Here is a 13313-nt window from a genome sequence, read left to right on the forward strand (position 1 = left end):
CCGCCCCGCAACGACACTGCTCGGCGAACCAACCCGGACCCCCCGCATGACCGACGAGCCGCAGCTCACCCATATCGGCGCGCGCGGCGAGGCCCGCATGGTCGACGTCTCCGACAAGGCCTCGACCAAGCGCGTCGCCGTCGCCGAAGGTCGCGTCGTGATGACGGCCGCGACGCTCGACCTCGTGCTGCGCGGCGACGCCAAGAAGGGCGACGTGCTCGGCGTCGCCCGCGTCGCCGGCATCATGGCGGCGAAGAGGACGCACGAGCTGATCCCGCTCTGCCATCCGCTGATGATCACCAAGGCCGAGGTGGAGATCACGCCCGAGCCCGCGCTACCCGGCCTGCGCGTGACCGCGACCGTCCAGGTCGGTGGCCAGACCGGCGTCGAGATGGAGGCGCTGACCGCCGTGTCGGTCGCGTGCCTGACCATCTACGACATGGTCAAGGCGGTGGAGCGCGGCATGCGCATCGAGGGCGTGCGCCTCCTCGAGAAGCAGGGCGGCAAGTCCGGCCACTACCGCGCCGACCAGCCCGGCACCGGCCAGGCCGCCGGCGGCGGCGGAGACGCCTGATGGCCGCTCCCCTGTCGGTCACCGAGGCCCTCGCGCGGGTGCTGGAGCGCGCCGTGCCGCTGCCGGCCGAGAGCGTGCCGGTCGGCGACGCGCACGGCCGCGTGCTCGCCGCGGATCTCACGGCGCTGCGCACCCAGCCGCCCGACGACGTCTCCGCCATGGACGGCTACGCGGTGCGGTTCGCCGACGTGACGGCGCCCGGCGCCCGGCTGCGGGTGATCGGCGAGGTGCCGGCCGGGCGGCCGTTCGACGGTGCGGTCGGCCAAGGCGAAGCGGCCCGCATCTTCACCGGCGGCGTGATGCCGGCGGGCGCCGATACCGTGGTGGTCCAGGAGAACGCCACCCGCGACGGCGACACCGTGACCGTCTCGGCCGCCGCCGGATTCTTGGGCCGTCACGTCCGCAACCGCGGCCGCGACTTTTCGACCGGCACCGTGCTGCTGCGCGCCGGCCGCCGCCTCTCGATGCGCGACCTCGCACTCGCCGCCGCCATGAACCACGCGGCCGTGCCGGTGCATCGCCGGCCGCGCGTCGGCCTGCTCGCCACCGGCGACGAGCTGGTGCCGCCCGGCACTTCGCCCGCCCCGGGCCAGATCGTGTATTCGAACGGCTTCGCCATCGCGGCGCTGGCCCGCCACGAGGGCGCCGCCACGATCGATCTCGGCATCGCGCCGGACCGGCTGGACGACACCGTCGCGGCGATCCGGCGCGCCCGCCAAGAAGGCGTCGACGTGCTGGTGACCACCGGCGGCGCCTCGGTCGGCGACTACGATCTGGTGCAGAAGGCGCTGGCGGCCGAGGGGATGCAGCTCGCGTTCTGGAAGATCGCCATGCGGCCCGGCCGGCCGCTGATGAGCGGCCGCCTCGGCGACATCCACGTGCTCGGCCTGCCCGGCAATCCGGTGTCGTCCTTCGTCACCGCGGTGCTGTTCCTGGTGCCGCTGCTGCGCCGCCTGCAGGGCCGCGCCGATCTCACGATCGCAGACGAGCCGGCGATCGCCGGCGCCGACCTGAAAGCCAACGACGAGCGCGCCGATTTCTTGCGCGCGACGCTGTCGAGCGATGCCGAGGGGCGACTCGTCGCGACGCCGGTGACGGATCAGGACTCCTCGCTGCTCGCCCCGCTCGGCCTCGCCGACGGCCTCTTGATGCGGCCGCCGCACGCGCCGGCCGTCGCGGCCGGCGGACCGTGCCGCGTGATTCGGCTGCCGGCCTGAGCGGCCGGGCCGCGCTGCGCGTCCGTGCGGCGCGGCGGCGGGAGCGGCCCGCGCCGGTTTTGCTCGCGCGAACCGCTCCTTAGGGCTAACCAACATTCGCCGCGACCCGTCGATTCCCCCGGCCACCATTAAAAGGTTGCAGAACACATGCCGAACATATAGGGTATGTTCATGATTTGTTTAGGCGGCTGCGATGCACTGCCCGAGCAAGCCCCGGGGGACGACGCATGTTGACGCGGAAGCAGTTCGAGCTGTTGCGGTTCATCCACGAACGCCTGAAGGAAAGCGGCGTGCCGCCCTCCTTCGACGAGATGAAGGACGCGCTCGACCTGCGCTCCAAGTCCGGCATCCACCGCCTGATCACGGCGCTGGAGGAGCGCGGCTTCATCCGCCGCCTGCCCAACCGGGCGCGTGCCATCGAGGTGATCAAGCTGCCCGAGTCGGTCGGCCACGGCGTCATGGCGGGCGGGCGCGCCCGCGGCTTCACGCCGAGCGTCATCGAGGGCAATCTCGGCCGGGTCCGGCCGCCCGCCCCGCAGCCGCAGGACGAGGACACGGCGCGCCCCGTCGCCGTGCCGGTGATGGGCCGGATCGCCGCCGGCACCCCGATCGAGGCGATCCAGACCAAGAGCTCGATCATCAACGTCCCGCCCGAGCTTCTGAGCGCCGGCGACCATTTTGCCCTCGAGGTGCGCGGCGACTCGATGATCGACGCCGGCATCCTCGACGGCGACATCGCGCTGATCCGCCGCTCCGAGAACGCCGACACGGGCGACATCGTCGTCGCCCTGGTCGACGAGGAGGAGGCGACGCTCAAGCGCTTCCGCCGCCGCGGCGCCTCGATCGCGCTGGAGCCCGCCAACGCCTCCTACGAGGTGCGCATCCTCCCCCCCAACCGGGTGCGCATCCAGGGCAAGCTGGTCGGCCTGATGCGGCGGTACTGAGCGGCGGAGCAACGCTCAGTCCGGCTCGATGTCCTCGATCGCCGGGGTGGCATCGGGCGGAGGAGCCGAGCGGGACGCGCCTGCGGCCGTGCCGCCGGCAGAAGGAACAGCGGGCCGAGCCGCGGCGGTCGGCGTCGGCGACCACGGACGGTCGTAGCCCGGCGCGCGGGCGCGGGTGACCGCGAAGCCATCCCCGGTCCGCCGCAGCGCCAGCGCGCCCGTGTCCTTCAGCATGGCGCGGTCGATCACGGTCGCCCGACAGCCCTCCGGCGGATCGCGCAGCGCGACGATCAGGGCCGCGCGGGCGCAGTCGTCGGCGAAGCTCTCGGCCGTGCGGGCCACCGCGACGGCCGCGCCATCGGACAGGCGGGCGACGCAGCCGGACGGATCGCAGGCGAAGCCCGCCGCGACGTCGGGTCCATCGGGCGGGCGCGCGTCGGCGTCGCCGGAGAGCCAGTCGCGCGCCGCGAAGTTCAGGCTGCCGATGCGCAGCACCGTAAGTCGGCCGTCGGCGCCGCGCACCGCCACCGCCTCGCCGCTCGGCGCGATCAGCACGTCGGGCTTTTCCGAAGCACCGGCGAGCAGCATGGCGACGCCGAGCAGGACTGCGCCCGTCCACCGCAGTGGCGTGCGCAGCAGCGCCACGACGACGAGGCCGGCGGTCGCGACGAGGAGCGCGTCGGCCCCGAAGGCCGGCACGCGGCCGACCGCGCCCGGCAGCGCCGCGACCCACTGGGCCACGACCGTCATCCAGTCGATGCCGGCGCCCATCAGGCGCCACAGCGGACCGTCGAAGCCGAACGGCATGGCGACGAGCGCGACGATCCCGACCGGCATCACGAAGCCGGAGACCACCGGCATGGCGCCGAGATTGGCGAGCACGCCGTAGGGCGCGACGCGGTGGAAGTGATAGGCCGCGAAGATCGTGGTCGCGAGCCCGGCGACCAGGGAGGCGACGAGCAAGGCGACCACCTCGCGGGCGCCCCACAGCGCCAGCCGCGCGGCGAGCCGGCTTCGCGGCGCCGCGGCGAGCCACGGCAGCCCCTTCTCGTAGACGGCGACGAGCGCCAGCGTCGCGGCAAAGCTCATCTGGAAGCTCGGATGCACGACCGCCTCGGGGGTGAGCAGCATCACGGCGAGGGCCGCGACGGCGAGGGTGCGCAGCGTGACGGCGCGGCGGTCGAGCATCACACCGAACAGCACGATCGCCGTCATCACGAAGGCGCGCTGGGTCGCGACCTCGGCGCCCGACAGGATCAGGTAGAAGGCCGCCGCGACGAGCGCGGCGCCGGCCGCCCATTTCTTGATCGGCCGCGTCAGGGCGAGCCGCGGCACCAGCGCGAGCCCGGCCCGCAGCACCACGAAGACGAGGCCGGCGACCACGGCCATGTGATAGCCCGAGATCGACAGCACATGGGCGAGGCTCGACACGTACATGGCGTCGTTGACCGAGGCCGAGATGGCGTCGCGCTTGCCGGTGATCAGGGCCGAGGCGATGGCGCCGGCGTCGCCCGGCAGCGCCGCGCGGATTCGCGCGTCGATGCTTTCGCGCAAATCATCGATCGCGGCGGCCGCTCGCAGGCCGAGGTCCGGCGGGCCCGGGGCCGGCGTCGGCCGCACGGCACCGAGCGCGAAGCCGGACGCGCCGATGCCGTGGAACCAGAGATCGCGGGAAAAATCGTAGCCGCCGGGCCGCAGGGGCGCGAGCGGGGGCGACAGCCGCGCCGTCAGCGCCACATGGGCGCCGACCGGCGGCGCCGTGCCCTTGCGCACCGACACCCGCACGCGCTGCGGCCGCGCGTCCGCGGCGACCGGTCCGCCGCGCGGCATCTCGAACGAGCCGACCCGCAGCACGATGCGGTCGCTCCTCTCACGCTCCTCCCGCTTCTCCACGAAGCCGGTGAGCTTCGCCCCAAAAGCGGGCTGGCGCAGCACCGGCGCGTCGACGACGCGGCCCCGCACGGTCGCAGCGAGGAAGCCGGTCGCGACCGCAGCGATCCCGATGGCCGCGAACACGGCGGCGCGCCGGCGGGTCGCGACGACGAGCCCGAGCGCGGCGGCGAGCGCCGTCGCGGCCGCCCACGAGGCCGGCTCGGTCTCGGCGGCGAAATAGAGGACGATGCCGGCGGCAACGCCGATCGCCAGCCACGGGAACAGCCGCCCGGGCTCGACCTCGACGGCCGCCCACCCGGCGATTCGTCGGCCCGCCGCATGAGCGAGATCGCCCAGCCGCACCGGCAGCGGCATGGGGAGGGCGCGGCCGCCCGCCGCCCCGGCCCCCGGCTGCGGCCGCGGGCCGACCGGAAGGACGCCGACGCGCCCGCGCGCCCGTTCGCGCGCCCAATCGGGCGCCCTGCCCGGCTCCGCCATGCGGCACTCCGCGGTTGGCTGGAGCCCGCAGCGTATTCTAGTTTTTCGGGAAACTCAGGATGAACACAACGAAAACAGATAGTCCGTCACCGTTCTCCTGCGGGAACGGATAGCTTCGTGCCCCGGACAAGGCGCGGCAGGCCGCAGGCCTGATGCGCCGCAGAGCCGGGGCCCAGGGCGGCACGACGGGCCGCACGACGCAGAACGCCGACCGGCACGGCGAGCCCTCGTCCGTGGCCCCTGGGTCCCGGTTCGCGGCGCGTTGCGCCGCGCCCGGGACACGAGACCTCCGACGGCGCAATGCAGAGGAGTCAAAGCGAGAGGGTTGAAGTCCCCCTCACCCGCCGCTCTGCACCTTGGCCCAGGTGTCGCGCAGGCCGATGGTGCGGTTGAAGACGAGCGCGCCGGGGCGCGAGTCCTCGTCCGGGCAGAAATAGCCCTGGCGCTCGAACTGCACCGCCTGCGCGACCGGGACGTCGGCGAGCGACGGCTCCAGCCGGGCGCCGGTCAGGACCTCGAGCGACTGCGGGTTGAGGTCCTCGGCGAAGGTCGCCGGCGTCGGCGCCGGGTTCTTGAACAGGTTGTTGTAGACGCGCACCTCGGCCGGGATCGAGTCGATGGCCGAAACCCAGTGGATCGTCGCCTTCACCTTGCGGCCGTCCGGCGCGTTGCCGCCCTTGGTCGTCGGATCGTAGGTGCAGCGCAGCTCGACCACCTCGCCCGAGGCGTCCTTCACCACCTCCTTGCAGGTGATGAAATAGGCCCAGCGCAGCCGCACCTCGCGGCCCGGCGAGAGGCGGAAGAAGCCCTTCACCGGGCTTTCCTGAAAGTCCTCGCGCTCGACATAGATCTCGCGCGAGAAGGTGAGCTTTCGCGTCCCCTTGCTCGGGTCGTCGGGATGATTGACGGCCTCCAGCGTCTCGCTCTGCCCTTCCGGATAGTTCTCGATCACCACCTTGAGCGGCTTGAGCACCGCCATGCGGCGCTCGGCCGTGCGGTTCAAGACCTCGCGAATGGAGAAATCGAGCATCTGCATGTCGACGACGCTGTTGGCCTTGGCGACGCCGATGCGCTTGGCGAAGTCGCGCAGCGCCTCGGCCGGCACGCCGCGCCGGCGCAGGCCCGAGATCGTCGGCATGCGCGGGTCGGTCCAGCCGGTGACGTACTTCTCGCGCACCAGCGTGGTCAGCACGCGCTTCGACAGCACCAGATAGGTGATGTTGAGCCGCGCGAACTCGTACTGCCGCGGCTTCGACGGCACCGGCAGGTTCTCGATGAACCAGTCGTACAGCGGCCGATGGTCCTCGAACTCCAGCGTGCAGATCGAGTGCGTGATGTGCTCGATCGCGTCCGACTGGCCGTGCGCGAAGTCGTAGCTCGGATAGATGCACCAGGCGTTGCCGGTGCGCGGATGATGGGCGTGGAGGATCCGGTAGAGCACCGGGTCGCGCAGGTTGATGTTGCCGGACGCCATGTCGATCTTGGCCCGCAGCACGCGGGCGCCGTTCGGGAACTCGCCGGCCCGCATGCGGCGGAACAGGTCGAGGCTCTCGGCGACGCTGCGATCGCGATACGGGCTGTCGGTGCCGGGCTCGGTGAGGGTGCCGCGGGTAACGCGGATCTCCTCCTGGGTCTGGTCGTCGACATAGGCCTTGCCGGCCTGGATCAGGTGCTCGGCCCAGCCGTAGAGCTGCTCGAAATAGTCCGAGGCGTAGTAGAGGTGCTCGCCCCAGTCGAAGCCGAGCCAGCGCACATCGCGCTCGATCGAGTCGATGTACTCCTGCTCCTCCTTCACCGGGTTGGTGTCGTCGAAGCGCAGGTGGCAGCGGCCGCCGAACTCGGCCGCGACACCGAAATTGAGGCAGATCGACTTGGCGTGGCCGATATGCAGATAGCCGTTCGGCTCCGGCGGGAAGCGGGTGACGACCTCGCTCCGGCGGCCGGATTCGAGATCGGCCTGGATGATGTCGCGGATGAAGTCGCGGCCGGCTTCGGCGGCGACCGGTTCGACTGCCGTCATTGTCGCTGTCCTGTGGACGTCGGTGTCCCGTGGTCCCGTGCCGCCGCACGAGTCGCGCGCAGCGGCACACATCCGGGTCTTGTGCCAAATTCGGGCAGGGGCGCCAAGGGCGATCGCCCGCCGCGGCGCCGGCGGCCGCCGAGGTTCGCCGGTCCTTGCCCGCCCCTCGCCCGCCCCTCGCCCGAAGCGTCGATTGCGCGCCCGCACTTCTGTGCTAAAGGGGCGCGCCCGTTTTTCCGGCCGCGCGCGGCCGACAGCCTCCCGAGAGCCTCGTGTCCGAGACCGCCGTGCAAGACACCTCGACGCAAGACACCGTGACGCAAGATACCGTCGTCACGCGATTTGCCCCCTCCCCGACCGGCTTCCTCCATATCGGCGGGGCGCGCACGGCGCTGTTCAACTGGCTCTATGCCCGCGCCCGCGGCGGCAAGATGCTGCTGCGCATCGAGGACACCGACCGCGAGCGCTCCACGCAAGCGGCGATCGACGCCATCCTGGACGGCTTGAACTGGATCGGCCTCGATTGGGACGGCGACACCGTCTACCAGTTTTCCCGCGCGGCACGGCATCGAGAGGTCGTCGAGAGCCTGCTCGCGTCCGGCGGCGCCTACCGCTGCTACGCCTCCCAGGCCGAGCTCGACGCCATGCGGGAAAAAGCGCGGGCCGAGGGCCGTACCCGCCTCTACGACGGCACCTGGCGCGACCGCGACCCGTCGCTGGCGCCCGCCGGCGTCAAGCCGGTGATCCGCCTCAAGGCGCCGCTCGAAGGCGAGACGGCGATCGAGGACCAGGTGCAGGGTCGCGTCGTCTGGCAGAACGAGAACCTCGACGATCTCGTGCTGCTGCGCTCCGACGGCACGCCGACCTACATGCTGGCCGTGGTGGTGGACGACCACGACATGGGCGTCACCCACGTGATCCGGGGCGACGACCACCTCACCAACGCGGCACGCCAGAAGCAGATCTACGACGCGCTCGGCTGGTCGGTGCCGACCTTCGCCCACATCCCGCTGATCCACGGGCCCGACGGCTCGAAGATGTCGAAGCGCCACGGGGCGCTCGGCGTCGACGCCTACCGGGCCATGGGCTACCTGCCGGCGGCGATGCGCAACTATCTGGTCCGGCTCGGCTGGAGCCACGGCGACCAGGAGATCTTCTCGACCGAGGAGATGGTCGCGGCGTTCGACCTGCCCCAGATCGGCCGCTCGCCGGCCCGCTTCGACTTCGCCAAGCTGGAGAGCCTCAACGGGCACTACATCCGCCAGCTCGATGCGCCGGCGCTCCTGGCCGAGATCGAGAAGCTCCTGCCCCACATGGCGCAGGGCGACGAGCTCGCCCGCAAGCTGACGCCGGCCTTGCGCGACAAGCTGCTGCTGGCGCTGCCGGGCCTGAAGGAGCGCGCCAAGACGCTGGTGGACCTGATCGAGCAGGCGCGCTTCGTCTATGCCGACCGGCCGATCGCGCTCGACGACAAGGCCAAGGCGCTGCTGACCGCGGAGGCGCGCGGCGTGCTCGGGCGGCTCGCGGCGGCGCTGGCGCCGGTCGAGCCGTGGACCGCCGAGGCGACCGAGGCTGCCGTGCGCACCTTCGCCGAGGAGCAGGGCCTGAAGCTCGGCGCCGTGGCGCAGCCGCTGCGCGCGGCCCTCACCGGCCGCGCGACCTCGCCCGGCATCTTCGAGGTGCTGGCGACGCTCGGCCGCGAGGAGTGCCTCGGCCGCCTCACCGACCAGGCCGGCCTGGCGACGGTCGCGTCCGAGGCCTGAACGGCCGGCGGTCCGGCCGCCCCGATGCCGGATGTTTGATCGCGGTCAATGACCCGAACCGGCCGGCGCCCGCCCCGGGCGCTTCCGGCGGCGCGATTTCGCACCCATATCGCCTTGTATGTCGAGCGTTTCGCCACGTGTCCGCGGCGCCCGTGGCGTCACCTTGCCGCACTGCACGAGATGCGGTACGCAGGGCTCGGCTGGGCGCAGAAGTACCCCGTGGACCGCCCGCCGGCGCGAGCCCGCGTGTGCTCGCTCGACCCCTGACATCCGAGGAGCCTATGGACGCTAAATCGGGCGCCAACACGAAGACCGGGACCCTCACGATCGGCAGCGAGAGCTGTACGTTCCCGATCCACCAAGGGACCATCGGCCCTGATGTCCTCGACATCAGCAAGCTCTACAGCAAGGCCGGCATCTTCACCTACGATCCCGGCTTCACGTCGACCGCGAGCTGCGAGTCGAAGATCACCTATATCGACGGTGACGAAGGCGTCCTGCTCTACCGCGGCTACCCGATCGAGCAGCTGGCCGAGCACGGCGACTTCCTCGAGACCTGCTACCTGCTCCTCTACGGCGAGCTGCCGACCGCCGCCGAGAAGAAGGACTTCGACCTGCGCGTCACCCGCCACACCATGGTGCACGAGCAGATGGCCCGCTTCTACCAGGGCTTCCGCCGCGACGCGCATCCGATGGCCGTCATGGTGGGCTGCGTCGGCGCGCTGTCGGCGTTCTATCACGACTCGATCGACATCTCCGATCCGCACCAGCGGATGGTCGCCTCGATCCGCATGATCGCCAAGATGCCGACCATCGCGGCGATGGCCTACAAGTACACGATCGGCCAGCCGTTCATCTATCCGAAGAACGAGCTCGACTACTCGGCGAACTTCCTGCGCATGTGCTTCGCGGTGCCGGCCGAGGAGTACAAGGTGAACCCGGTCCTGGCCCGCGCCATGGACCGCATCTTCATCCTGCACGCCGACCACGAGCAGAACGCCTCGACCTCGACGGTGCGGCTCGCCGGCTCGTCGGGCGCCAACCCGTTCGCCTGCATCGCGGCCGGCATCGCCTGCCTGTGGGGGCCGGCGCACGGCGGCGCCAACGAGGCGGCGCTGAAGATGCTCGCCGAGATCGGCAAGCCGGAGCGCATCCCGGAGTTCATCCGCCGCGCCAAGGACCCGAACGACTCGTTCCGCCTGATGGGCTTCGGCCACCGGGTCTACAAGAACTACGACCCGCGCGCCAAGATCATGCAGACGACCTGCCACAAGGTGCTGGCCGAGACCGGCGTCAACGACGACCTGCTCGAGGTCGCGATGGAGCTCGAGCGAGTCGCCCTGCACGACGAGTACTTCATCGAAAAGAAGCTCTACCCGAACATCGACTTCTATTCGGGCATCACGCTCAAGGCGATGGGCTTCCCGACCTCGATGTTCACGGTGCTGTTCGCGCTGGCCCGCACGGTCGGCTGGATCGCCCAGTGGAAGGAGATGATCGAGGATCCGAGCCAGAAGATTGGCCGTCCCCGTCAGCTCTACACCGGCGCCGCGCGCCGCGAGTACACCGACATCGCCCGCCGGGTGTGAGGCGGACGCCTCTCCCTGCGGTCTCTTCGGTCCGATCACGACACACGGGGCGCCTTCGGGCGCCCCGTCTCGTTTTCGGCGTGGCGTTCTGTCGCCGGCCCATCACCCACCAGATCCGGCCCGCCACCCGTCGATCACCCGAAAGAGGTATCAGCGTATAAATAGCCAAATGGTAATAGGAGAAAACCCGAAACACCTTGGTGTTTCTCCAGACACCATGAAATTACCGTCCGTTACTCTCCATTAATCAAGCCACCATAGCTTTGTTGCGAGGCCACGGCGCGCCGTGCCCCTGCTCTGCCGGGCGACACCGACGTCGGTCCGCGATTCCGTTCATCCAGCCATCCTGATCGATCCTGTCCGCACGGGAGGCGGCCGGTCGCCGCGACGTCGTCTCATGAAGCTTTCGGTGAAGGTCGCCATCCTGTCGCTGTTGCCGGTCGCCGGGCTCGGCGTGTTCGCCGCCGTGCAGGTGCACGGCGCCTGGACGCGGCTCGACGAGGCGCGGCGCGTCGCCGAGCTGGTGACGATCGCGCCGACCATCGGCGGCCTCGTCCACGAGCTGCAGAAGGAGCGCGGGGCCTCCTCCACCTACGCGGCGTCGAAGGGCGCCGTGTTCGCCGACATCGTGCCGCGCCAGCGGCGCGACACCGACGCGGCCGCGACTGGCTTTCGGGCCGCGGTGACGGACGTCGCCGGCGCCGATCCCGGGCTCGCCGCCGCGCTGCGAGACGCCGACGGCGCGCTCGACCGCGTGCCGCCGCTGCGCACAGCGATCGACGGATTCTCGATCGGCGGGGTCGAGGTGGCGCGCAGCTACACCGAGACGATCGAGCGCCTGATCGCCGTGCTGGATCGCCTCGGCACCCTCGCCGACGAGGCCCGCATCGCCCGCGCGGCGCTGTCCTACAAGGCGATCGTCGCCGCCAAGGAGCTCGCCGGCCTGGAGCGGGCGACCGGATCGCGCGGCTTCTCGGCCGGCCGCTTCACGCCCGACGACTACACGCTCTACGCCCGGCTGGGCGGGCGCCAGGGCGACTGGCTCGGCGTCGCCCGCATGGCGGGCGGGCCGGCCGCGGTCGCGCCGCTCGCCGCCTTCGATGGCTCGCCGACCAACACGGCGGTCGACGATTTCCGCCGCGCCGCCAAGGACAGCCTCGCCTCGGGCGCCGTGGCCGGCGCCGACCCGAAGGCCTGGTGGGCGGTGTCGACGGCCCGCATCGACGCGCTGAAGAGCATCGAGGAGACGTTCGGGGCCGGCCTGCGCGACGTCACGGCCGCGGTGTCGACCGAGGCGCGCAACAGCCTGCTGTGGTCGGCCCTGCTCGGCGGCAGCATCGCCCTCCTCGCCATCGGGCTCCTGTTGGTGCTCGGCCGCGCCATCCGTCGCGATGTCCACGCCCTCACCGACGACATGCTGCGGCTCGCCCAGGGCGACACCTCGGTCGCCCTGGGCGGCGTCGACCGGACCGACGAGATCGGCGAGATGTTCCGGGCCGTCGCGGTGTTCCGCGAGACCGCGCTGCAGCGGCTGCGCCTGGAGGCCGAGGCGATGGCCGACGAGGAGCAGAAGCGCACCCACCAGCGCCAGCTCGAGACCATGATCCACACGTTCCGCGACCAGGTCGGCGAGGCGCTCGCCGTGGTCGACGCAGGCGCTGCGCGCATGACCTCGACGGGCGCCGCACTCGGCGAGATCGCCGCCGTCGCGGCGCGCCGGGCCGGTGACGCGGTCGCCGCCTCCAGTCACGCCTCCGAGGCCGTTCAGGTGATCGCCGGGGCGACCGGTGAGCTCGGCACCTCGATCCGCGAGGTCGCCGGCCAGACCGCGCGGGCGAGCAGCATCGTCAACGACGCGGCCGCCGTCGCGGCGCGCGCCAACACCGAGGTCTCCGGCCTCGCCGAGGCGGCCGCCCGCATCGGCGACGTCGTGGCGCTGATCACCACGATCGCCGGGCAGACCAACCTCCTGGCGCTCAACGCCACCATCGAGGCGGCGCGCGCCGGCGAGGCCGGCAGGGGCTTCGCGGTGGTCGCCCAGGAGGTCAAGGCGCTCGCCTCTCAGACCTCCAAGGCGACCGAGGACATCTCCCGCCAGATCGCCGAGATCCAGCACTCGTCGCAGCAGGCGGTCGGGGCGATCGGTGACATGGCGGTGCGGATGAACGAGATCGCCGGCCTCACCACCTCGATCGCCGCCGCGGTCGAGCAGCAGGACGCCGCGACCGGCCAGATCTCCAAGAACGTCGACTTCAGCGACGTCGACCGCAACGTCACCGGCGTCGCCGACGCGATCTCGCGCACCAACACCGAGGCCGCGATGGTCAACAGCACGTCCTCGGATCTGGTCGGCTCCACCGGAACGCTGCGGCAGGCGGTCGAGACGCTGCTGGTCGCGCTCGCCAAGGAGGTGCTGGAGCGGCGCGCCGAGGTGCGCTCGAAATGCGACCGCGCCATCTCTGTGACGGTGGACGGGCGGTCGCACCCGACCCGGATGGTCGATCTCGGCACCACGGGGGTGCGCATCCGCAACGTGCCGGGGCTCGCCCCGAACGGCGTCTGCGAGGTCGAGTTGGACGGCCGGCGCCTGCGCGCCAGGGTGATCTGGGTCAACACCGAGTTCACCGGCCTCGGCCTCGACGGCACGATGCTGAGCGCCGACGAGGTTACCCGCCTCGCCGGCCCGCAGCCGGGGACGGCGGCGGCGTAGACCCGCGCATCCATCGCCATCAAAGGCGCGTTGTGACGAGGAGACGGAGGAGACGGATCGCCGGGTCGAAGTCCGGCGATGGCGTCGGGACCGGGACCCGCCCAGCAATGGCAAAGATTGCTATTC

General features: G+C 71.5%; 8 protein-coding genes. 6 read left to right on the forward strand and 2 right to left on the reverse strand.

Annotated features, from left to right (window positions below):
- Positions 1 to 46: 46 nt before the first annotated feature.
- From moaC to lexA, 3 genes are all read left to right on the forward strand, one after another.
- Positions 47 to 574: a cyclic pyranopterin monophosphate synthase MoaC gene (gene moaC / locus ABTU92_RS08360; RefSeq protein ID WP_408089518.1), complete on the forward strand. Its 528-nt coding sequence runs from the start codon at positions 47 to 49 to the stop codon at positions 572 to 574.
- Positions 574 to 1791, forward strand: a complete 1218-nt coding sequence (gene glp, locus ABTU92_RS08365; protein WP_408089520.1) for a gephyrin-like molybdotransferase Glp — start codon at positions 574 to 576, stop codon at positions 1789 to 1791. The genes moaC and glp overlap by 1 nt, the downstream gene beginning before the upstream one ends.
- 227 nt (positions 1792 to 2018) lie before the next feature.
- Positions 2019 to 2735 carry a transcriptional repressor LexA gene (gene lexA / locus ABTU92_RS08370; RefSeq protein ID WP_408089522.1) on the forward strand — a complete coding sequence of 239 codons (717 nt, stop codon included), beginning with the start codon at positions 2019 to 2021 and terminating at the stop codon, positions 2733 to 2735.
- A gap of 15 nt (positions 2736 to 2750) precedes the next feature.
- On the opposite strand, the gene ABTU92_RS08375 is transcribed toward lexA, so the two are convergent.
- Together ABTU92_RS08375 and ABTU92_RS08380 are read right to left on the reverse strand one after the other, a co-directional pair.
- Positions 2751 to 5105, reverse strand: a complete 2355-nt coding sequence (locus ABTU92_RS08375) for a ComEC/Rec2 family competence protein (protein ID WP_408089524.1) — start codon at positions 5103 to 5105, stop codon at positions 2751 to 2753.
- A 337-nt stretch (positions 5106 to 5442) separates the two neighbouring features.
- On the reverse strand, positions 5443 to 7125 hold the full coding sequence (locus ABTU92_RS08380; protein WP_408089526.1) for a glutamine--tRNA ligase/YqeY domain fusion protein: 1683 nt from the start codon (positions 7123 to 7125) through the stop codon (positions 5443 to 5445).
- 314 nt (positions 7126 to 7439) lie between these two features.
- On the opposite strand from ABTU92_RS08380, the gene gltX reads away from it, so the two are divergent.
- From gltX to ABTU92_RS08395, 3 genes are all read left to right on the forward strand, one after another.
- Positions 7440 to 8888, forward strand: a complete 1449-nt coding sequence (gene gltX / locus ABTU92_RS08385; protein ID WP_408089648.1) for a glutamate--tRNA ligase — start codon at positions 7440 to 7442, stop codon at positions 8886 to 8888.
- A gap of 281 nt (positions 8889 to 9169) precedes the next feature.
- The gene (gene gltA, locus ABTU92_RS08390; RefSeq protein ID WP_408089528.1) at positions 9170 to 10477 is read left to right on the forward strand and encodes a citrate synthase; all 1308 of its coding nucleotides are present in this window, start codon (positions 9170 to 9172) and stop codon (positions 10475 to 10477) included.
- Between the two features lie 397 nt (positions 10478 to 10874).
- The gene (locus tag ABTU92_RS08395) at positions 10875 to 13187 is read left to right on the forward strand and encodes a methyl-accepting chemotaxis protein (RefSeq protein ID WP_408089530.1); all 2313 of its coding nucleotides are present in this window, start codon (positions 10875 to 10877) and stop codon (positions 13185 to 13187) included.
- The last annotated feature ends 126 nt before the right edge of the window (positions 13188 to 13313 follow it).

The sequence above is a fragment of the Rhodoplanes sp. SY1 genome (assembly GCF_046000175.1).
Classification (GTDB): domain Bacteria; phylum Pseudomonadota; class Alphaproteobacteria; order Rhizobiales; family Xanthobacteraceae; genus Rhodoplanes.